Raw genomic sequence first — 22096 nt, 5'->3', positions numbered from 1 at the left:
ATTAATGTTTAATTTTTGAGGCTAATAAATATATTACAGCCATTCTGATAGCAACACCATTTTGAACCTGTTCCAAAATAATGGACTGCTTCGAATCAGCTACATCACTAGTTATTTCAACACCTCTATTAATGGGACCTGGATGCATGATGGTTATTTCTTTATCTAAAGAATCTAATAATTCTTTATTAACGCCAAATTGCTGTGTATATTCACGTGTTGAAGGAAAATAACTAATATCCATACGCTCATTTTGAACACGTAACATATTGGCTACATCACACCAGTTTAAGGCTTTCCGTAAATCAGTTTCAACTTTAACTCCTAATTTATCAATGTATTTAGGAATTAATGTTTTAGGGCCGCAAACCATCACATGAGCACCTTGAAGTTGTAAAGCAAAAATATTTGATAAGGCCACTCTACTGTGCAAAATATCTCCAACAATGACAATATTTTTACCTTTTACCTCTCCATGTTTTTCTCTGATAGAATAAGAATCTAATAAAGCCTGAGTAGGATGTTCATGCGCACCATCTCCAGCATTTACAATACTTGCGTTTACATTCTTTGATAAGAAGACTCCTGCTCCAGGGTTTGGATGTCTCATGACCACCATATCAACTTTCATTGATAAGATATTATTAACGGTATCAATTAGGGTTTCTCCCTTTTTTACAGAAGATTGTGCTGATGAAAAATTAATCACATCTGCAGATAAGCGTTTTTCGGCTAATTCAAATGATAATTTTGTTCTGGTAGAATTTTCAAAAAATAAATTTGCAATGGTTATATCTCTCAGCGAAGGCACTTTTTTGATAGGTCTGTTTATCACTTCTTTAAAATGATCTGCAGTTTCGAAAATAAGTTGAATATCTTGTTTGTTAAGATATTTGATTCCTAATAAGTGATTGACACTTAACTCGCTCATGGATAATTAATTATTTATTTATTAAGTAAACAGAATCTTCTCCGTCATTCTCCTTCCAGTTTACTTTTACTTTTTCATTATTTATAACATCAACTTGTCTACCTCTATAATCTGGTTGAATTGGTAAATGCCTACTAAATCGTCTGTCAATTAACGTGAGTAATTGAATTTCATTCGGTCTTCCAAAAGATTGAATGGCTGTTAAAGCCGCCCTAATACTTCTTCCAGTATAAAGCACATCATCAATAAATACAACGGTTTTATCTTCAACTAAAAAATTGATAACTGTTGTATTAGCTTCTAAAGGTTTTTCACCTCTTCTAAAATCATCTCTAAAAAATGTAATATCTAACAGACCTAATTGAATATTTTTAACTTTATAGTCTTCTCTTAAAATTTTTGCAATCCTATTGGCTAGAAATATACCACGTGGTTGTAAACCAATGAGCACGGTATTTGAGAAATCGTTATGTTTTTCAATAAGTTGACAAGCCAATCGGTGAAGAATGATGTTTACCTCTTTTTCGTTAAGTAAAACTTTTTGACTCATATACTATCCAAACGTATTTGGAGAACAAAGGTAATGCAAAATTTTAAAAATTTTAGTTTTTAAAAAAGTTTAATAAAAAAGCCTCCAATTTCTTGAAGGCTTTAATTTTATAAATGATTACCCGTTTTCACAGGAAATGAAAGCTTACTATTTCTTTGCTTTTGGTTTAGCTTTTGAAACTTTTCCGTCCATTTTATCTTTAAGAGCTTGTAACTGATCATTAGCATCACCAAGTGTTGGTTTTGCTTCAGCGGCAACAGCCGCCGCTTTTTTAACAGCAGCCTTTACGTTTGCAGCCTCTTCAGCTCTAAAAATAGCTGTATGAGATGCCACTACACGTTTAAACTCTTTATTGAATTCAATTATTTTAAATTCAGCAGATTCTCCTTTTTTAAGTTTCTTACCGTCTTCTTTTTCAAGGTGACGAGAAGGCACAAAAGCTACGATATCTTCATTAAATTCAACGGTAGCACCTTTATCAACGATTTCTGTAATTTCAGCTGTATGAACCGTATCTAAAGCGAAATCTGTTTCATAAACATCCCATGGATTATCAGTAGTTTGTTTGTGACCTAAACTTAATTTACGTCCCTCAACATCTAATTCTAATACTACAACATCTAATTTGTCTCCAACAGCACAGAATTCACTTGGATGCTTGATTTTCTTAGTCCAAGATAAATCAGAGATGTAAATTAATCCATCAATACCCTCTTCTAATTCAACAAATACACCAAAGTTTGTAAAGTTACGTACGACACCAACATGTTTAGACCCTACAGGATATTTACCTGTAATATCTGTCCATGGATCTGGAGTAATTTGCTTGATACCAAGTGACATTTTACGTTCTTCTCTATCTAAAGTTAAGATAACTGCTTCAACTTCATCTCCAACAGAAACGAAATCTTGAGCTGAACGTAAATGTGTTGACCAAGACATTTCTGATACGTGAATCAATCCTTCAACACCATCAGCAACTTCAATAAATGCACCGTAATCTGCAATAACAACTACTTTACCTTTTACTTTATCACCAACTTTAACGGTGTCAGCAAGAGCTTCCCAAGGATGCTTACTTAACTGTTTTAAACCTAATTGGATTCTAGATTTGTTTTCATCAAAATCAAGAATAACAACATTAAGTTTTTGATCCAGTTCAACAATTTCATTTGGATGATTAATTCTTGACCAAGATAAATCTGTGATATGAATTAAACCGTCAACACCACCAAGATCAATAAAGACACCGTAAGATGTAATATTTTTAACTACACCTTCTAGTACTTGACCTTTTTCTAATTGTCCGATGATTTCTTTTTTCTGTTCTTCAATATCAGCTTCAATTAAAGCTTTATGAGAAACTACTACGTTTTTGAACTCATGATTGATTTTTACAACCTTAAATTCCATAGTTTTATTTACGTACTGATCGTAATCTCTAATTGGTTTTACATCAATTTGAGAACCTGGTAAGAATGCTTCGATACCGAATACATCTACAATCATACCTCCTTTAGTTCTACACTTAACAAAACCATTAACGATTTCACCAGATTCATGAGCCGCATTAACACGATCCCATGCTTTGATTACACGTGCTTTTCTGTGAGATAATACTAATTGTCCTGTTGCATCTTCACGCACATCAATTAATACTTCTACTTTGTCTCCTACTTTTAAGTTTGGATTGTAACGAAATTCGTTTAAAGAGATAACGCCTTCAGATTTAGCATTAATGTCAATAATAGCGTCACGATCAGAGATGTGAACTACTTTTCCAATAACCACTTCATCATTAAGTGTGTCTACGAAATTTTCTGCTACTAATTTTTCAAATTCTTTAAGTTGTTTGTCATCAACCTCATCAATACCTTCTTGGTAATTATGCCAGTTGAAATCTTTTAAGAATTTTTCAGGGTTTGCTTGAGCTTCAGATACTACTTGAGCTTCTACAGTTATTGCTTCTACAGCTTCAACTTCAGCTTTTTTTGCTTTTTCAGCCATGTGCTGATTAAATTTTGTATTCCGTTATGTTCCAGGAGATTTTAAGCGATAAACACACAGAAGGGTTATTTTATTTTTAGTTTCATTCCTTTTATCTCTCCAATAATTCGCTAAAAGGAGTGCAAAAATAAACATTTTAAACAAAATAGCCTAATTACCTTAAAATATTTTATTGTTTGATTTTGAGAACTTTAAATACCATGAAAAATTAAAAACTTTTGGTATTTATTTTGCCATATTTAACATATTGAAATTTATTAAATAGAATAAATTATGACAGTAAAATCAAAATACCAGGCAGTGTTAGACTTAGGTGGAAAATTACATATTAAAGAAGGTGATGTCACTGAAGAAAATGGGGTTTTAAAAATAAAAGGAACTGCTCAAACCCAGTACAAAAAAACTTACTTTGGGATAAAATATAAAGAAATTGGTAACGAAAGCCCATCTGATATTGTAGCTAATATCAAAGTCGCTGACACGAGTGTTTTTCATAGAGATACTGTAATAAGCGGTGAAACTCTAGGAAAAATTGCCAAACAGTATTTTGGTAATCCTTCAAAATATCAGACTATTTTTAAGGCTAATTCTGATATCTTGAAAAATCCGGATTTAATTCATCCTGGACAAGAATTAATTATTCCTAATTTATAATACTTTAGACTTTAAAGCAAAAAAGACTATCATTTAGATAGCCTTTTATATTTCATTTATTTAAAACGGCCATCACTAATTTTAAAATGGTTTCAAATTGTTCCTCCATTGACATATTTGAATTATCTATTTCAATGGCGTCATCTGCTTTAAAAAGAGGAGAATCCGCTCTAGTAGAATCTAGATAATCACGTTCTTGGACATTCTTTAAAACATCCTCGTATAACACATTTTCTCCTTTCGATTTAAGTTCTTGAAAGCGTCTTAAAGCTCTGGTATCTGCAGAGGCAGTCATAAAAAGTTTTAGTTCTGCATCTGGAAAAACTACGGTTCCAATATCTCTACCATCCATCACAACACCTTTTTTTATTCCCATTTTTTGCTGTTGTAAAACCAATTGTTGCCTAAGCTCAGGTATTGCAGAGACTATACTTACAAAATTTGAAACTTCTAAAGTTCTAATTTGATTTTCTATATTTTCTCCATTTAAATAAACCTCAGCAAACCCTAAGTCCTCATTAAACTTAAAACCTATATCAATGCTTTTAAGTTTTGAAATCAGACCTTCTATATTAAATTTTTCATTGTCAATAAATCCTTGAGTCATAGCAAAAAAAGTGACGGCTCTATACATGGCTCCTGAATCAATATAGATATAGCCAAGGTGTTTGGCTATTTGTTTAGCTACAGTACTTTTCCCTGTTGAAGAAAAACCGTCTATGGCAATTATAATTTTCTCTTGATTCATGACTATCTTAAATCTATTTGCAAGCCAAAAAAGTTTGAATTGGCTGCACTTGTATATTTGGCATGTGTATAACTAAATCGCATTTTATTCAACTTAATTGAAAATCCAGCTGATAATCCCGAAAAATTTCTCTGATCCAAAATACGTAATTCTTCAGCTCTTCTAAAATTATATCCTAAACGAATATTAAACCCACCTTCCGGAAATATTTCTGCACCAATAATGGTATGCCTCATAACATTGCCAAGAAAACCAATTTTCTCTTCAGTCTGATTTCCTGATAAATCGGTTGTAACTCTGGCAGGGTTTGAAACCGCTATTGGCCATTTTTGTAAATTTTCAAGTGTAATATGCCAACGTATAGGCACATTCTCAAGACGTTGAGACATCCCAAAATCTACCTCAAATGGTAATGACTCCTTCAGTCCGGCATAGGTTGTGATTTGTGTTCCGAAATTTCTAACCACCAAAGCCGCATGAAAATCTAAATCTTCATTAATATATAATAACCCTAAGTCTGTTGCCACCCCTAAAGAATTGTATTGTTCTAGTTTTGAAGTAATTAATTTAACATTAGCCCCAAAATAAAAATCACTATAGCCCAATTGAGAAGAATAACCAAATGATAAGGCTGCCTCATTACCTGTAAAAGTACCAGTGGAATTTCCAGTTTCATCATATCCATCAAAAGAACCATAATTAATATAGGTCATTCCTGCATGAAAAGTTTGAGTGCGTCTATCAATAGTATAAGCATAAGATGCTGTGCCATAACTAATACCTCCTAGATAACTTGTGTAATTTAAGGCTAGCTGATTATCCATTTCAACATTTATAGTTGCGGGATTATAAAGCCCCTGTGCTACATCGTAATCTACATTTGTGATTACTTTACCACCAAGCGCTGCTTGTCGAGGTGACGAAACCAAATTTAAAAATTGATACGTTGATTCGCCACCAACTTGTGCTTTGGAAACCATACTAATAAGCAAACAAAAAAGTGGGATTATTTTCTTTAACATATAAAGTACAAAGTAACTAAATCTATCTTAGAACGGATGTAGCATCGAATTATTTTAAATAATAAAAACCTCGAACTTAATCGAGGTTTAAATTTTATAAAGTCTTAGCGTTTTGAACCTTTTGATCGGTTATTGCTATTCTTATCACATCGCTCATATCTGTTACATAGTGGAAGGTCAACCCCTTAAGATACTCTGGTTTAATTTCTTCAATATCACTTCTGTTTTCTTCACAAAGTAAAATTTCTTTAATTCTTGCTCTTTTTGCGGCTAAAATCTTTTCTTTGATACCACCAACAGGCAGCACTTTTCCACGCAATGTTATTTCACCGGTCATGGCTAAACTTTTCTTAACTTTCCTTTGCGTAAATAAGGAAACCAGTGAGGTTAGCATAGTGACACCGGCACTAGGCCCATCTTTTGGCGTAGCTCCTTCCGGCACATGTATATGTACATTATAGTTATCGAATACCGTTGGGTTTATTCCAAATTCTTCAGCGTTTGACTTGATATATTCCATGGCAATGGTAGCCGATTCTTTCATGACTGTTCCAAGGTTCCCTGTAATGGTTAAAGTACCCTTTCCTTTAGATAAAATGGATTCTATAAATAAAATATCACCACCTACCCGAGTCCAAGCCAAACCAGTAACAACACCAGCTACATTATTGTTCTCATACTTATCACGCTCCATTTTTGGACCTCCTAAAACTTTAATGATATCCTCATTTGATATTTTGACGTTATAAGTCTCATCCATCGCAATATTTTTAGCGGCATATCTTACCATCTTAGCAATTTGCTTTTCAAGACTACGAACTCCTGATTCTCGGGTATATCCTTCTACAATTTTTTCTAATTGTGGTTTTGCAATTTTTAAATGTGCATCGGTTAAACCATGCTCTTTTAACTGCTTAGGAAGTAAATGACGTTTGGCAATTTCAACCTTTTCCTCAATAGTATAACCTGTTACATTGATAATTTCCATTCTGTCAAGTAAAGCCGGTTGTATGGTTGATAAGCTGTTACAAGTAGCAATAAACATGACTTTTGATAAATCATAACCCACTTCCAGGAAATTGTCATAAAAATCATAATTTTGTTCAGGATCCAGAACCTCCAACATTGCAGATGAAGGATCCCCTTGATTTGAATTTGATAATTTATCTATTTCATCTAAAACAAATACCGGATTTGATTTACCAGCCTTTTTTAAACTTTGAACAATTCTTCCCGGCATGGCACCAATATAAGTCTTTCTATGCCCTCTTATTTCTGCTTCATCACGCAATCCACCTAAAGAAATACGTACATACTCTCTACCTAAAGCTTCTGCAATTGACTTACCCAATGATGTTTTACCAACACCAGGAGGGCCGTATAAGCATAGAATGGGTGACTTCATGTCGTTTCTAAGTTTTAAAACCGCCAAATGTTCAATAATTCTGAGTTTAACGTCTTCTAAACCGAAATGATCTCTATCAAGAATTTTACGAGCACGTTTTAAATCAAACTTATCTTTACTAAATTCATTCCAAGGTAAATCTAAAAACAAGTCTAAATAATTTCTTTGAATGGAGTATTCTGCAACCTGAGGATTCATACGTTGCATTTTTGCCAATTCTTTTTCAAAATGACTTGCCACTTTTTCATCCCAAAGTTTGCTTTTGGCTCTTAAACGCATTTCATCAATCTCCTCATCATGACTTACGCCACCCAATTCTTCCTGAATAGTTTTCATTTGTTGATGCAAGAAATATTCCCGTTGCTGTTGACTCATGTCCATTTGAACCTTAGACTGAATATCATTTTTAAGCGCGAGTTTCTGAAACTCAACATTCATATATTTTAGTGTTTCTAAAGCCCGCTTTTTTAGGTCATTTATTTCTAATAAACTTTGTTTTTCGGCTACAGAAAGATTCATGTTTGATGACACGAAGTTTACTAAAAATGAAGTGCTTTCTATATTTTTTATAGCAAATGATGCTTCACTAGGAATATTTGGACTATCCTTAATAATTTGAAGTGCTAAATCTTTTATAGAATCAATAATAGCAATAAATTCTTTATTACTAATAGCTGGTCTTGCTTCTGGAATTTCCCTTATAGTCGCATTCATATAAGGTTCTTCTGTAATTATTTCTGCTACTTTAAACCGTTTTTTACCTTGAATAATAACCGTAACATTCCCGTCAGGCATTTTTAAAACACGCAAAATTCTGGCAACAGTTCCAGTCCCATGAATATCTTTTGCAGTAGGGTCTTCAACAGATTCATCTTTTTGAGCCACTACACCAATAACCTTATTTCCTTTGTTGGCGTCATTGATTAGTTTAATTGACTTATCTCTTCCAGCCGTTATAGGTATCACTACACCTGGAAAAAGCACCGTGTTTCTTAAAGGTAAAATTGGTAAGATTTCAGGCAAAACTTCGTTATTGATTTCTTCTTCGTCTTCAGGCGTCATTAAGGGAATCAATTCAGAATTTTCATCAAATTCCTGAAATGACAAACTGTCAAGACTTATAAAATTAGATTTCTTCATATATATTTTTAAGCCAATATGTCATTTTTATACATAGGGCACTTATTTATACTTGTTTTTTATTTAAATAAAATACTGAATATCAATATTTTAAATTTACGTTTCAATTTTTATTCATTAAATAAGGTCAATAGCTATGCCATAATAATATTTAATTTCATAAAAAACCCAAAAACTACATGCCTTATTAAACATAGCTTACATTTTACCAGTCTTTTTCAAAATAAAAAGCAAAACTATTGGAATGGCCAGTAAACCAATCATTAATAAGTTTTCTTCAAATAACCAAGAAGCCAATATTAAAGTAATGACATAACCACCAATAGCACCTCCAAAATGGGCATCATGACCAATATTGCCTACTCTATTTTTCATTCCATAAATGGAATATAATAAATAACCTATGCCAAAAAGATAAGCTGGTATTGGAATAGGAATAAAGAACATATATAAACTCATTCCTGGCTGCAATAAAATAGCAGAATAAATGACACCCATTACGGCACCACTGGCCCCAACAGCACTATAATGATACTCATCTTTGTGAAAGTATAACGACAATAAATTACCTAGCAATAAACTTCCTGTATATATTATTATAAAACTAAAAATCCCTAGATCATTAATAACAATGTCAGCAAAAAAATACAATGAAAACATATTAAAAAATAAATGCGCATTATCAACATGCAAAAAACCAGAGCTAAATAAACGGAACTGTTCCCCTCTTCTTAAAGCTCCAACATTAAATTTATATTTTTCGAAAAATCCAAAATCTCCGAATCCTTTATATGAAATGATCACATTGGCTGCAATAATAATTATGGTTACTAAATCTAATTTGCCCATAAGGAATAAAAGTTTAAATAATTTAAGTTCTATATTTGTTGCTGCAAATTTAAAATTAAATAATGCAATTTCTAGCTTACATTGTTCTTTATCCTTTTTTATGGCTTATTTCTATTTTGCCTTTTAGAGTATTGTATATAATCTCTGATTTAGTTTATGTTTTAATCTATCATATTTTTGGGTACCGAAAGAAAGTAGTCAACGCCAATTTACACCTTGCTTTTCCATACAAAACGGATGCTGAAATTAAAATTATAAGAAAAAAATTCTACCATCATTTATGTGATATGCTTGTAGAGGCGATAAAATCCATCACAATTTCTGAGGCTGAAATGAAAAAACGCTATGTTTTTAAAAACGTAGAAGATATTCACAATCTTGAAAAGGAAAACAAAAGTATTGTGCTCTTTATGGGACATTATGCAAGTTGGGAATGGGTTTTTATTTTACAAAAGCATATTAACCATATGGGATATGCTGTTTATAAACAATTAAGCAATAAATATTTTGATGCTTTGGTAAAACGAATTCGCGCAAAATATAACAGTTATTTAATAACGACAAAGGAAACGTTCCCTACACTTATTCAGGCAAAACAAAACAAACAATTAACCTTAAATGGTTTTGTGTTTGATCAGTCACCAAAACTTGATAAAGCGATACACTGGCAAAATTTTATGGGTATAAAAGTACCGGTTCATGTTGGTGCTGAAATACTTGCCAAACGCCTAGATATGGCCACCCTGTTTTTGAAAGTAAAAAAAATAAAACGTGGTTATTATGAAGCAACCATTATGGATATTATAAAGGATCCCAATAAAATGGAAGATTTCAAAATTACTGATGCCTACTTAAAGCATGTCGAAGAAGAAATATTAGAGGCTCCGGAATTTTATTTATGGACACACAAACGATGGAAGCATGCAAATAATGCTCCCAAGTAATTATTATTCCATTAACCTTTAGCAATAGCGCCTATTTCTTTAATAAACTTATCAGCCAAAGTATCAGCTTCTACTTGAGATTTAGCTTCAGTGTATATTCTAATAATTGGTTCTGTGTTACTTTTGCGTAAATGCACCCAGCTTTCAGAAAAATCGATCTTTACCCCATCAATAGTTGTTAATTGTTCATTATGATAGCGGTTTTCTATTTCTGTAAGAATACCGTCTACATCTAAACCTGGAGTAAGTTCTATCTTCTTTTTACTCATAAAGTAATTAGGATACGTTTTACGGAGCGCACTGACACTTATTTGTTTATCAGCCAACAAACTTAAAAACAAAGCTACACCAACAAGGGCATCTCTTCCATAATGAGATTCTGGGTAAATAATACCACCATTACCTTCACCACCAATCACCACTTTATTTTTTTTCATTAATTTAACTACGTTCACTTCTCCTACCGCACTAGCTTCATAAGTGCCACCGTATTTCTCAGTAACATCACGCAAAGCTCTGGTAGAACTCATATTGCTTACTGTATTTCCTGGAGTTCTGCTTAACACATAATCAGCACAAGCCACTAATGTATATTCTTCGCCAAACATGTCTCCCTTTTCATCCATAAAAGCAAGTCTGTCTACATCAGGATCTACTACAATACCAAAATCAGCGCGCTCTTTCACAACTCGTTCAGACAAATCTGTTAAATGCTCTTTTAGAGGTTCAGGATTATGTGGAAATTCACCATTTGGCTCACAATACAATTTAATTACATGAACACCTAATCTTTCTAAAAGTAATGGAATGGCTATACCTCCAGTAGAATTTACACCATCAACAACTACTTTAAATCTGGCATCCTCAATAGCTTTTACATTCACAAGTGGCAAATCTAATACTTCAATAATATGTAAATCTATATAAGCTTTGTTTTTAGTTATTTTTCCTAAACTATCAACATCTGCAAATGACATTTGATCACTTTCAGCAATTTCTAAAATTTTAGCACCTTCTTCCCCATCAAGAAACTCCCCTTTTGAATTTAAAAGTTTTAAAGCATTCCATTGTTTCGGGTTATGACTGGCGGTAAGGATAATACCTCCATCAGCATGCTCCATTGGAACTGCTAATTCAACTGTTGGTGTTGTAGACAGACCTAAATCTACCACATGAATCCCTAATCCAACCAATGTATTCATTACCAAATTCTGAATCATAGCACCGGAAATTCGAGCATCCCTGCCTACAACAACTTTATACTGATCTTTATGTCGTTGTTGTTTAACCCAAACACCATAAGCCGAGGCAAATTTAACAGCATCAATTGGGGTTAAATTATCTCCAACCTGACCTCCAATGGTTCCTCTAATTCCAGAAATTGATTTTATTAATGTCATTTTTAATTGAATTTTTAACAAACCTACATATTTTTTTCAGCTTGTATTTTATTCTACCTTAAAAAATGTTTAACGGAATAATTTTAAAGTTAAAATACTTATCTTCCTTTTGAATTTGTAAATTACCCGAATGAATTACTTAGCACATATATATCTTTCCGGTGACAGTGATCTTGTGACCATTGGAAATTTTATGGCCGATGGAATCAAAGGTAAAGATTATAAAAAATATCCTGTTGAAATTCAAATTGGCGTCTTATTACACAGGCATATAGACACTTTTACAGATGCCCATAAAACGGTAAGAAAGAGTACCAAACGATTGCACTCAAAATACAGTCATTATTCTGGTATCATTGTAGATATGTTATATGATCATTTTTTAGCAAAAAACTGGGACAGATATAGTAATGTCTTATTGCCAGAATATGTTGAAACATTTTATGATTCTTTAGAAGAAAACTACCATATATTGCCATTGCGTGTACAAAAAATGATGCCCTACATGATGAGCGATAATTGGTTAGTAAGTTATGCCTCTCTTGAAGGTATTTCAAAGGCCTTAGAAGGCATGAATAGACGCACAAAAAACAGATCAAACATGAACGAAGCTGTCCATGAACTTGAAGCGTTTTATTCAGATTTTGAAAATGAATTCAGTTTCTTTTTTAATGAATTAGTGCTGTTTTCAAATCTTAAACTGAATGAGTTAAATAATTTATTTTATACAAAATGAGAAGATTTATTTTTTGCCTTTTAATATTAATTAGCATTTTTTCATGTAAATATTTTGAAGAAAAAGCTAGTGTAAAAATTCCAAAAAGAGGTCTGATATCAAATCACGCGATGGTTGTTTCTGCACGTGAGGAGGCCTCAAAAATAGGGGTTGATATTTTAAAAAAAGGAGGCAATGCTTTTGATGCCATGGTAGCAACAGAATTAGCTTTGGCAGTAGCTTATCCATATGCTGGTAATCTTGGTGGCGGTGGTTTTATGGTTTATAGAAAATCTAATGGCGCAATTGGAGCTATAGACTATAGAGAAAAAGCCCCTTTAGCATCAACAAAGAACATGTTTTTAGATGGCGATGGAAATGTAATCCCTGAAAAAAGTACTCTTGGCGCCATGGCTGTTGGTATTCCTGGAACCATAGCAGGTGTTTTTGAAGTTCATAAAAAACTAGGATCACTTCCCATTGAAGACATTCTCAAACCTGTCATTGAATTAGCTTATAAAGGAGTTGTAGTGACTCAAAAGCAAGAAGAACGGATTAAACATTATCAACCATTTTTTACAAAAGTAAATAAAGATTCTATTGTTTTTGATAAGTATTGGAAAGCCAATGACACCATTAAATTTACTTCACTTGCCAAGACTTTAGAGCGTGTTATGAAAAATGGTCGTGATGAATTTTACAAAGGTGAAACAGCAAAAATATTAGTGAAATTCATACAAGATAATGGAGGTGTTATTACAGAGGAAGATTTATCAAAATACGAGGCCCAGTGGCGAACGCCAATAACTTTTACTTATGATGATTTAAAAATCATCTCCATGTCTCCTCCTTCAAGTGGTGGTGTATGTTTAGCACAAATCATGAAAATGATTGAACCTTATGATTTGAATGAATATGGGCATAATTCTTTAAAAACCATTCAGGTTATTACTGAAGCAGAGAGACGTGCTTATGCGGATAGAAGTTATTATTTAGGTGATCCGGATTTTGTTGAAATTCCTTTAAAAGAACTTATTAATGATGCCTACTTAAGTCAAAGAATGTCTGATTTTTCATTTGACAAAGCCAGCTCTTCAAAAAATGTTTCACATGGCAATATTCAAGTTGTTGAAAGTAATGAAACCACCCATTATTCAATTATTGACCAATTTGGAAATGCTATTTCTGCAACAACAACATTAAATGGTGCCTATGGATCAAAGTTATATTGTTCAGAATTGGGATTTTTCTTAAATAATGAAATGGACGATTTCAGTAGTAAGCCCGGTGTTCCAAACATGTTTGGACTCATAGGAGCTGAAGCCAATAGTATTGCTCCTGAAAAACGTATGTTAAGTTCAATGACCCCTACTATTGTTGAAAAAAATGGCGAATTATTCATGTCTGTAGGAACTCCTGGTGGTTCTACAATTATTACCTCTGTATTACAAACTATTTTAAATGTCCATGAGTTTAAAATGACCATGCAAGAAGCCGTAGACGCACCCAGATTTCATCATCAATGGCTCCCAGATGTCATACAAATGGAACCTAATTCTTTTGATAAAGATTTAGTTAAGGCACTTCAAAATAAGGGATATCTAATTAATGAAAAAGATTCACCTGTTATTGGAAAGGTTGATGGCATCATGCTTTTAATCGATAAAAAGTTAGAAGGCGGTGCAGATTATCGAGGTGATGATACGGCTGTCGGTTTTTAGTTCCAATTTTCTTCTGAGTCAATTCTATTTAATAATTTAGTGCTGATTTATAGAACATTACCCAACGAATCCAAGTCAGCACATTTATGAAAACCAAAAAAACATTTAAAATAATTACTAGTGTTATTGTCTTTTTAACATTACCCAGTATTTTGTTTTTTGTGTTTATGTTTTTTAAATATAACGAAGATTTACCGCAAGGAAAGCAAGGCCCAAAGGCAGATGAATTAGCCTATAATATGCTTGAAGCTTTAGATTTTGAAGCTTATAAAAACACTGATTATATAGAATGGACTTTTAAAAATCTACACCACTATAAATGGGAAAAATCTAAAAATAGCTGTTCTGTTTTTTGGAAAGAATATAGAGTTGATCTTGACTTAAATAATAAATCATTAAACAAGGCCTATATTCATGGCTTTAAAATTGAAGGAGAAATAGGCGAAGATCTAACCACAAAAGCTCTTTCTTATTTTAATAATGATTCCTTTTGGTTAGTTGCGCCTTATAAAGTCTTTGATCATGGCACAGAAAGACGATTGGTTGAATTAAAAAATGGTGAGGATGGGTTATTAATAACCTATACATCAGGCGGCACAACACCAGGCGATTCCTATTTATGGTCTTTTGAAAACAACGGCATGCCGAAAAGCTTTAAAATGTGGACTTCCATCTTACCTATTCAAGGTCTCGAATCCTCTTGGTCTCATTGGACAACCACAGAAAGTGGTGCCAAATTACCCACCTATCACAATATTTTATTTTTAGGAATTGAACTAACAAACATAAAAGGAACAAAATATAACTAGTAATATTTTCAATAGATCCCCTAATTTTAACTCCCCTTCTGCCCAACAAACTGCTGGCTTTTAGATTTAAACAATACATTAAAGCTTGTTAAGCTACCATATATTCGGGTAATATATTGCTGCAGATCTATTTTTCCTTGTTCATCCAGATCACTCGCATTAATGCGCTGCTCCATAACTCTCAATCGGTCTCTCACCATCGTTATCTTATGGAAAAAAGTATCAATAGGGAGCTCATATGGTTTTAAATTGGTATCACCTGGTTCTAAAATTAGCTTACCTCCTTTATATTTATCTGCAATTGGAACGATTTCTGAAACATCGCTCCACTTTTTTAATATTTCTTTTAAACTACTTTCAACATCAAAAAAGCTAACCGTATCAACATCATCTTCAGTGGCTTCAATGATTTCTATTTCAGCATCAATATCTATGGTTTCTAATCCGCTATCAATAAAAGTAACCCAATAATGTCTTGATGATACATTGGTAATGACCCCTTTTCCAAATTCAGCATGATTAATTCGAGAACCTATTCCTAATAATTTCATAATTTTATTATAATTTATTTCAGTTAACAATTATAATAAATCTAACAGTATTGGCAATTAAAAATTTGCACTAAAATTGTACCTTTGCACTTTTGCTAATTTATGAGCCAATTTGAAGAACATATTGAGGTTAAAGGTGCTAGAGTACATAACCTTAAAAATATTGATGTCTCTATTCCTAGAGAAAAACTTGTAGTTATTACAGGTTTATCTGGTAGTGGCAAATCTTCATTAGCATTTGACACTATTTATGCTGAAGGACAAAGGCGATACATTGAAACCTTTTCTGCTTATGCCCGCCAGTTTTTAGGTGGATTAGAACGACCGGATGTCGATAAAATCGATGGGTTGTCACCTGTTATTGCCATTGAACAAAAAACCACTAGTAAATCGCCTCGGTCCACTGTAGGAACCATCACTGAAATTTATGACTTTTTACGTTTATTATTTGCAAGAGCATCAGATGCCTATAGCTATAATACCGGGGAAAAGATGGTTAGTTATAGTGATGCCTTAATAAAGGAACTTATTATTAGTGATTTTAAAGGAAAACGCATCAATATTTTGGCGCCTGTTGTACGTTCACGGAAAGGGCATTATAGAGAGTTGTTTGAACAAATTGCTAAACAGGGATTCGTAAAGGTTAGAACCGATGGTGAAATTATGGATTTAACCAAAGGCATGAAACTTGACAGATACAAAAACCATGATATTGAAATTGTTATTGACCGCTTAGTTATTGACGATACAGCCGATAATGATAAGCGATTAACAGAAACTATAAATACCGCCATGTATCATGGAGAAGATGTTCTGATGGTCATTGACCAAGACACAAAGGAAATCAGGTATTTTAGCCGAAATTTAATGTGTCCGTCATCAGGCATTTCTTATCCAAATCCGGAACCTAATAATTTTTCATTCAATTCTCCAAAAGGCGCTTGTCCTAATTGTAACGGTATAGGTACGCTCTACCAAGTTAATGAAAATAAAATTATACCAGATAATACCATATCTATAAAAAACGGGGCTTTAGTGCCACATGGCCCTGAAAAGAACAGTTGGATTTTTAAACAGTTTGAAATCATTGCACAGCGATTTAATTTTAAATTGAGTGACCCCTATAAAGACATTCCTGAAGAAGCAAAACAAATGATTTTGTATGGTGGAAATGAAAAGTTTTCCGTAGAAAGTAAAACATTAGGTGTTACACGAGATTACAAAATTGATTTTGAAGGCGTTGCAAATTTTATAGAAAATCAATATAAAACAGCAGAATCTACTTCATTAAAAAGATGGGCTAAAGATTATATGGATAAAATTATTTGTCCGGAATGTGAAGGATCCAGATTAAAAAAAGAATCGCTCTATTTTAAAGTTAATGATAAAAATATTTCAGATTTAGCTAATACTGATATTAGTGAACTGGCAGAATGGTTTAATACCTTAAATCAACATTTATCAGAAAAACAATTATTGATAGCTGAAGAAATAATTAAAGAAATTAAAACACGATTAAAATTTCTATTAGATGTGGGATTAGATTATTTAGCACTTAACAGGAGTTCTAAGTCTTTATCCGGTGGTGAGGCACAACGGATTCGATTAGCTACTCAAATAGGTTCTCAATTAGTCGGTGTTCTTTATATTTTAGATGAACCAAGTATTGGGTTACATCAACGTGATAATGAAAAACTGATCAATTCGCTTATAGCGTTAAGAGACATTGGCAACTCTGTTATTGTAGTAGAACATGATAAAGACATGATTGAACGCGCCGATTATGTGATAGACATTGGACCTAAAGCAGGAAAACATGGTGGTGAAATTATAAGCATTGGCACACCGGAAGAATTAAAAACACACCACACTTTAACCGCAGATTATTTAAACGGTACAAAACATATTGAAATTCCAAAAAAGCGACGAAAAGGCAATGGTAAATCTTTAATTTTAAATGGATGTACAGGTAATAATTTAAAAAATGTATCAGTATCCTTTCCATTAGGAAAAATGATTGGTGTAACGGGTGTTTCCGGTAGCGGAAAATCCACTTTAATTAATGAAACCCTCTACCCTATTTTAAATGCCTATTACTTTAATGGTGTTAAAAAGCCAATGCCTTATAAAAGTATTGATGGCTTAAAACATATTGATAAAGTAATTGATGTGAACCAGTCACCAATAGGAAGAACCCCGCGAAGTAATCCGGTAACCTATACCGGTACTTTTAGTGAAATAAGAAGTTTATTCGCTAAGATCCCTGAAGCGATGATTCGTGGTTATAAAGCAGGAAGATTTAGTTTTAACGTAAAAGGAGGGCGATGTGAAACATGTCAAGGTGGTGGTTTACGTGTTATTGAAATGAATTTTTTACCAGATGTCTACGTGGAATGTGAAACCTGTCAAGGTAAACGTTTTAACAGAGAAACTTTAGAAATCAGATATAAAGGAAAATCTATCAGTGACGTATTAAATATGACCATAAGTGAAGCTGTTACCTTTTTTGAGCATATTCCTAAAATAAACAACAAACTAAAAACTATAGAAGATGTTGGGTTGGGCTATATCACACTTGGGCAACAAAGTACAACCCTTTCCGGAGGTGAAGCACAACGTATTAAATTGGCAACTGAACTTAGTAAACGAGACACCGGAAATACCTTTTATATTTTGGATGAACCAACTACTGGCTTACACTTTGAAGATATTAGAGTATTGATGCATGTATTAAATAAATTGGTTGATAAAGGAAATACGGTTCTAATTATCGAACACAATTTAGATGTTATTAAAACCGTTGATCATATCATTGATATAGGTTATGAAGGAGGAAAAGGTGGTGGACAAATTATTGTTGAAGGCACTCCTGAAGAAGTTGTTCAACATAAAAAAAGCTATACCGCACAATTCCTTAAAAAAGAATTAAATTAGCAAGTTTTATAAATTTACTTAACATGAGACAAGAACTACATCCAAAAGGATGGAATGAAATAAAAACAAATGATTCCTGGGCTATTTTCAAGATTATGGGAGAATTTGTTAGTGGTTTTGAGAAAATGAGTAAAATTGGTCCATGTGTAACCATTTTCGGATCTGCAAGAACAAAACCAGACAACATTTATTATTTATTGGCCGAAAAAATAGCCAAAAGAATTGTGGAATCTGGTTATGGAGTCATTACAGGTGGCGGACCAGGAATCATGGAAGCTGGAAATAAAGGAGCGCATCTGGGCGGCGGTACGTCAGTTGGTTTAAATATTGAATTACCTTTTGAGCAGCATGACAATCCTTACATTGATAGTGATAAAAATTTAGATTTTGATTACTTTTTTGTTAGAAAAGTCATGTTCGTGAAATATTCACAAGGTTTTGTGGTTATGCCGGGAGGATTTGGTACACTTGACGAATTATTTGAAGCCATCACACTCATTCAAACTCATAAGATTGAAAAATTTCCCATTATTTTGGTGGGAACAGAATTTTGGAAGGGTTTAATAGACTGGATAAAAGCAACACTCTTAAAAGAGTTTGGAAATATTAGTGAGAAAGATTTAGAATTAATTAATTTGGTAGATACTGAAGATGAGGTTATTAATATTTTAGATTCTTTTTATAAAGAATCTGATTTTAGCCCTAATTTTTAGTATCATCATTTTTAAGCAGAACATTCTCATACAGATATTTTTCAACAATTAAATTTAACTATATTACCAATCCAAACTATCACTATAATTAACCTTTTTAATGTTTATAGAATAAATTGAGATTTCGATTATTAAGCTTTTTTCTAATTGGGTTACTTAGCCTTAGCCTGTCAGGTCAAAATAGTATTGACCTCAGAGCTGTATTTAATATTGAAAAAAAACAAATCGCCATATCTCAAACCATTATTTATCAGAATTCTTCGAATGACACCTTGCAAACCATTTATTTAAACAATTGGAATAACAGTTATTCTACAAAAAAAACACCACTTGCCATTCGAATGGCGGATGAGTATAAAAACGAATTTCATTTTGCTAAAAATGAGGATAGAGGGTTTTCAGTAATTACCTCAATTAAAGAAAATCAGGAAGAATTACCATTTGAAACATTACCCGGAAAAATAGATGTTATAAAAGTTGAATTAAACAAGCCTCTTAAACCTAATGAGACCTATAAACTTAATCTCTCATACCTTGTTCAAATACCCAATGATAAATTCACGGGTTATGGAATTACTCCAACGGGCGATATAAATCTAAGATACTGGTATATTACACCAGCTGTTTATAATGGAGAATGGCAATATTATAGCAATAAAGATCTAGATGATCTATACATACCTGAAGCTGATTTAGATTTGGAAATTATAATCCCAAAAGGATATTTTATTACTTCTGAATTAAATGTAAGTAATGTAATTCAAAGTATTCAAAATCAAACAATTAAATTAGAAGGAAACAAGAGAGTTAATAATAAATTATTTTTAAGAAAATTACCTGTTTTCAATAGTATTCAAACAGGTGATTTTTCATTAATTTCAGATATAGAAGATCCTAATTTAGCCGTTATTGATAAAGTCCTAATTACTGAAAAAATAACTAAGTTTATTTTTGAAAACCTAGGTAATTATCCTCATGAAAAACTACTTTTAACTAATATTGATTACTCAAAAGATCCTATATATGGATTGAATTTTCTACCAAAATTTGTTCATCCATATCCTGATAGTTTTCAATTTGAATTGAAGTTGTTAAAGGTGGCACTTTACAGTTATTTAGAAAACACCCTTCTTGTAAATCCAAGAAAAGAACAATGGCTCTTGGATGGTTTACAGATATATTTTTTAATGAAATATGTGGAAATCAACTACCCTAATATGAAGTTTCTGGGTACGCTTGCCAACTTTTGGGGAATCCGCTCTTTCCATGCTGCTGACGTTAATTTTAACGAAAAGTACAATCTTGGTTACATGCTCATGGCACGAACAAATAGAGATCAACCTCTTTTAATGGAAAAGGATTCTTTATTAAAGTTCAACAAAAGTATCGCCAATAAGTATAAGGCAGGTGTCGGTTTTAAATATCTAGATGATTTTATTAATTCTGATATTTTAGAATCAACGATAAAATCATTTCTAGCTCAAAATCAAATAAAGCAAATCAAAGCAGAGGCATTTGAAAACTATTTAAAAAATAATACCAAAAAAGATATTGATTGGTTTTTTAAAGACTATTTAACGACAAGAAAAAAGATAGATTTTAAAATAAAGAAAGTTTTTAAATCAAATGATTCTATAACCATAACTATTAGAAACAAAAGTGACAATAATTTACCTGTTTCACTATATACTTTAAACAATGATACAATAATTTCAAAAACCTGGATTGAGAATATTAAAGCAGATAAAACCATTACAATTCCTAGAAATGATGCTGATAAATTAGTTCTTAACTATGAAAATATAATTCCTGAAATAAATGCTCGAGATAATTGGAAATCATTAAAAGGGTTCTTTTTTAATAACAAACCACTGCAATTCAGGATTTTTAAAGACATAGAAGACCCTTATTATAACCAGGTCTTTTTTATGCCAATTGTTGAATATAATAATATATATGATGGTTTAACTTTAGGGATGAGAGTCTATAACAAAACTCTTTTAAGAAAACACTTTAACTATCAATTTGAGCCAAAATTTTCTCTTAAATCACAATCTTTAACCGGGAGAGGCAATATTTTCAATATTCACGATTTTGAAAACAGTAGTCTGTATTCTCTAAATTACGGAATTAGAGGGGGTTATAATGCCTATGCACCAGACTTATTTGTTAGACAAATTACCCCCTATTTAAGTTTATTCTTCAGAGAAAAGGATGATTTTCGTTCCAACAAAAGAAAAATATTAAATATTAGATATTTAGATACGAAACGAGATGAAGATGTCAACAATATAGCTAACTCCTATCAACCAAATTATAACATTTTTAATATCCGTTATGTGCATTCGAATGATAATTTAATCAATTATAATAGTTGGCTAACAGATTTTCAATTAGGAAAAACATTTACAAAAGTATCATTTGAATATGAATACCGACGTTTATTTGAAAATAACAGACAATTAAATTTACGCTGGTTTTCAGGTGCTTTTTTAAGAAATACTAATAATACAGATTCTGACTATTTTAGCTTCGCCTTAGACAGACCTACAGATTATTTATTTGATTACAATTATTTGGGGCGATCGGAATCTACAGGTATTTTTAGTCAACAATACATTGATGCAGAGGGTGGCTTTAAGTCCAAATTAAATCCTGCATTTGCTAACCAATGGATTACTACACTCAACGCCAGTACCACTTTATGGAAATATGTATTAGTTTATTCTGATGTGGGGCTGGTTAAAAATAAGTTCAACTCTATTAAATTTGTTTATGATTCAGGCATTAGGATAAATCTGGTAACTGATTATTTTGAAATTTATTTACCCATTTATTCAAACCTTGGATGGGAAATTGGACAACCCAATTATGATCAAAAAATCCGCTTTAAATTCACTGTTGACCCGAAATCATTATTTGGGTTATTCAGAAGACGGTGGTATTAAGAATGTTAATTTATTACGTTTTTTTCTTTATAACACCTCTTTATTAAAATAATTA

The 22096-nt window shown here is 32.3% G+C and carries 17 protein-coding genes; 8 read left to right on the top strand and 9 right to left on the bottom strand.

Features of this window, described 5'->3' with window-relative positions; translation table 11 throughout:
• Position 1: 1 nt before the first annotated feature.
• The 3 genes from V8G56_RS10605 to rpsA form a co-directional block, all read right to left on the bottom strand.
• The gene (locus V8G56_RS10605) at positions 2-931 is read right to left on the bottom strand and encodes an aspartate carbamoyltransferase catalytic subunit (RefSeq protein WP_395438425.1); all 930 of its coding nucleotides are present in this window, start codon (positions 929-931) and stop codon (positions 2-4) included.
• Between the two features lie 10 nt (positions 932-941).
• Positions 942-1481, bottom strand: a complete 540-nt coding sequence (pyrR, locus tag V8G56_RS10600) for a bifunctional pyr operon transcriptional regulator/uracil phosphoribosyltransferase PyrR (protein WP_395438424.1) — start codon at positions 1479-1481, stop codon at positions 942-944.
• A gap of 147 nt (positions 1482-1628) precedes the next feature.
• Positions 1629-3488, bottom strand: a complete 1860-nt coding sequence (gene rpsA / locus V8G56_RS10595; RefSeq protein WP_395438423.1) for a 30S ribosomal protein S1 — start codon at positions 3486-3488, stop codon at positions 1629-1631.
• Positions 3489-3761: 273 nt separating this feature from the next.
• On the opposite strand from rpsA, the gene V8G56_RS10590 reads away from it, so the two are divergent.
• Complete coding sequence (locus tag V8G56_RS10590; RefSeq protein WP_395438422.1) at positions 3762-4142, top strand: LysM peptidoglycan-binding domain-containing protein; 381 nt, start codon at positions 3762-3764, stop codon at positions 4140-4142.
• A gap of 52 nt (positions 4143-4194) precedes the next feature.
• Here the strand turns inward: V8G56_RS10590 and cmk are convergent, their stop codons facing one another.
• The 4 genes from cmk to V8G56_RS10570 all read right to left on the bottom strand — a co-directional run bounded on the left by cmk (position 4195) and on the right by V8G56_RS10570 (position 9306).
• Positions 4195-4890, bottom strand: coding sequence for a (d)CMP kinase (gene cmk / locus V8G56_RS10585; RefSeq protein WP_395438421.1), 696 nt, complete (start codon positions 4888-4890; stop codon positions 4195-4197).
• Between the two features lie 2 nt (positions 4891-4892).
• The gene (gene porQ / locus V8G56_RS10580; protein WP_395438420.1) at positions 4893-5912 is read right to left on the bottom strand and encodes a type IX secretion system protein PorQ; all 1020 of its coding nucleotides are present in this window, start codon (positions 5910-5912) and stop codon (positions 4893-4895) included.
• Positions 5913-6006: 94 nt separating this feature from the next.
• Entirely contained in the window at positions 6007-8457 is a 2451-nt protein-coding gene (gene lon / locus V8G56_RS10575; protein ID WP_395438419.1) for an endopeptidase La, read from the bottom strand.
• Between the two features lie 198 nt (positions 8458-8655).
• Positions 8656-9306 carry a rhomboid family intramembrane serine protease gene (locus tag V8G56_RS10570; protein ID WP_395438418.1) on the bottom strand — a complete coding sequence of 217 codons (651 nt, stop codon included), beginning with the start codon at positions 9304-9306 and terminating at the stop codon, positions 8656-8658.
• Positions 9307-9368: 62 nt separating this feature from the next.
• On the opposite strand from V8G56_RS10570, the gene V8G56_RS10565 reads away from it, so the two are divergent.
• A complete protein-coding gene (locus tag V8G56_RS10565; protein WP_395438417.1) occupies positions 9369-10250 on the top strand; it encodes a lysophospholipid acyltransferase family protein in 882 nt (293 codons plus the stop codon).
• 11 nt (positions 10251-10261) lie between these two features.
• Here the strand turns inward: V8G56_RS10565 and glmM are convergent, their stop codons facing one another.
• Positions 10262-11650, bottom strand: a complete 1389-nt coding sequence (gene glmM / locus V8G56_RS10560) for a phosphoglucosamine mutase (RefSeq protein ID WP_395438416.1) — start codon at positions 11648-11650, stop codon at positions 10262-10264.
• A 130-nt stretch (positions 11651-11780) separates the two neighbouring features.
• Here glmM and V8G56_RS10555 point away from each other — a divergent pair, with 130 nt between their 5' ends.
• From V8G56_RS10555 to V8G56_RS10545, 3 genes are all read left to right on the top strand, one after another.
• Positions 11781-12386 carry an acyl carrier protein phosphodiesterase gene (locus tag V8G56_RS10555; protein ID WP_395438415.1) on the top strand — a complete coding sequence of 202 codons (606 nt, stop codon included), beginning with the start codon at positions 11781-11783 and terminating at the stop codon, positions 12384-12386.
• A complete protein-coding gene (gene ggt / locus V8G56_RS10550; protein ID WP_395438414.1) occupies positions 12383-14086 on the top strand; it encodes a gamma-glutamyltransferase in 1704 nt (567 codons plus the stop codon). Before V8G56_RS10555 ends, ggt begins: the two co-directional genes overlap by 4 nt.
• Before the next feature lie 86 nt (positions 14087-14172).
• The gene (locus tag V8G56_RS10545; protein ID WP_395438413.1) at positions 14173-14895 is read left to right on the top strand and encodes a hypothetical protein; all 723 of its coding nucleotides are present in this window, start codon (positions 14173-14175) and stop codon (positions 14893-14895) included.
• A gap of 26 nt (positions 14896-14921) precedes the next feature.
• Here the strand turns inward: V8G56_RS10545 and V8G56_RS10540 are convergent, their stop codons facing one another.
• Complete coding sequence (locus V8G56_RS10540) at positions 14922-15446, bottom strand: hypothetical protein (protein ID WP_395438412.1); 525 nt, start codon at positions 15444-15446, stop codon at positions 14922-14924.
• Positions 15447-15548: 102 nt separating this feature from the next.
• On the opposite strand from V8G56_RS10540, the gene uvrA reads away from it, so the two are divergent.
• The 3 genes from uvrA to V8G56_RS10525 all read left to right on the top strand — a co-directional run bounded on the left by uvrA (position 15549) and on the right by V8G56_RS10525 (position 22041).
• Positions 15549-18380, top strand: coding sequence for an excinuclease ABC subunit UvrA (uvrA, locus tag V8G56_RS10535; RefSeq protein ID WP_395438411.1), 2832 nt, complete (start codon positions 15549-15551; stop codon positions 18378-18380).
• Positions 18381-18403: 23 nt separating this feature from the next.
• Positions 18404-19093, top strand: coding sequence for an LOG family protein (locus tag V8G56_RS10530; RefSeq protein WP_395438410.1), 690 nt, complete (start codon positions 18404-18406; stop codon positions 19091-19093).
• A gap of 116 nt (positions 19094-19209) precedes the next feature.
• A complete protein-coding gene (locus V8G56_RS10525; protein WP_395438409.1) occupies positions 19210-22041 on the top strand; it encodes a gluzincin family metallopeptidase in 2832 nt (943 codons plus the stop codon).
• Positions 22042-22096: the final 55 nt, after the last annotated feature.

Origin of the sequence: Gaetbulibacter aquiaggeris (assembly GCF_044003965.1) — a bacterium.
GTDB classification, from domain to species: domain Bacteria; phylum Bacteroidota; class Bacteroidia; order Flavobacteriales; family Flavobacteriaceae; genus Yeosuana; species Yeosuana aquiaggeris.
Note: the sequence above shows the minus strand (reverse complement) of the source record. Positions and strands in the feature narration are given on the sequence as shown.

What these genes read in the sequence shown, in the direction of transcription:
- V8G56_RS10605 (WP_395438425.1), bottom strand. Translation starts at nt 931, where the DNA reads ATGAGCGAGTTAAGTGTCAATCACTTATTAGGAATCAAATATCTTAAC.
- pyrR (WP_395438424.1), bottom strand. Translation starts at nt 1,481, where the DNA reads ATGAGTCAAAAAGTTTTACTTAACGAAAAAGAGGTAAACATCATTCTT.
- rpsA (WP_395438423.1), bottom strand. Translation starts at nt 3,488, where the DNA reads ATGGCTGAAAAAGCAAAAAAAGCTGAAGTTGAAGCTGTAGAAGCAATA.
- V8G56_RS10590 (WP_395438422.1), top strand. Translation starts at nt 3,762, where the DNA reads ATGACAGTAAAATCAAAATACCAGGCAGTGTTAGACTTAGGTGGAAAA.
- cmk (WP_395438421.1), bottom strand. Translation starts at nt 4,890, where the DNA reads ATGAATCAAGAGAAAATTATAATTGCCATAGACGGTTTTTCTTCAACA.
- porQ (WP_395438420.1), bottom strand. Translation starts at nt 5,912, where the DNA reads ATGTTAAAGAAAATAATCCCACTTTTTTGTTTGCTTATTAGTATGGTT.
- lon (WP_395438419.1), bottom strand. Translation starts at nt 8,457, where the DNA reads ATGAAGAAATCTAATTTTATAAGTCTTGACAGTTTGTCATTTCAGGAA.
- V8G56_RS10570 (WP_395438418.1), bottom strand. Translation starts at nt 9,306, where the DNA reads ATGGGCAAATTAGATTTAGTAACCATAATTATTATTGCAGCCAATGTG.
- V8G56_RS10565 (WP_395438417.1), top strand. Translation starts at nt 9,369, where the DNA reads ATGCAATTTCTAGCTTACATTGTTCTTTATCCTTTTTTATGGCTTATT.
- glmM (WP_395438416.1), bottom strand. Translation starts at nt 11,650, where the DNA reads ATGACATTAATAAAATCAATTTCTGGAATTAGAGGAACCATTGGAGGT.
- V8G56_RS10555 (WP_395438415.1), top strand. Translation starts at nt 11,781, where the DNA reads ATGAATTACTTAGCACATATATATCTTTCCGGTGACAGTGATCTTGTG.
- ggt (WP_395438414.1), top strand. Translation starts at nt 12,383, where the DNA reads ATGAGAAGATTTATTTTTTGCCTTTTAATATTAATTAGCATTTTTTCA.
- V8G56_RS10545 (WP_395438413.1), top strand. Translation starts at nt 14,173, where the DNA reads ATGAAAACCAAAAAAACATTTAAAATAATTACTAGTGTTATTGTCTTT.
- V8G56_RS10540 (WP_395438412.1), bottom strand. Translation starts at nt 15,446, where the DNA reads ATGAAATTATTAGGAATAGGTTCTCGAATTAATCATGCTGAATTTGGA.
- uvrA (WP_395438411.1), top strand. Translation starts at nt 15,549, where the DNA reads ATGAGCCAATTTGAAGAACATATTGAGGTTAAAGGTGCTAGAGTACAT.
- V8G56_RS10530 (WP_395438410.1), top strand. Translation starts at nt 18,404, where the DNA reads ATGAGACAAGAACTACATCCAAAAGGATGGAATGAAATAAAAACAAAT.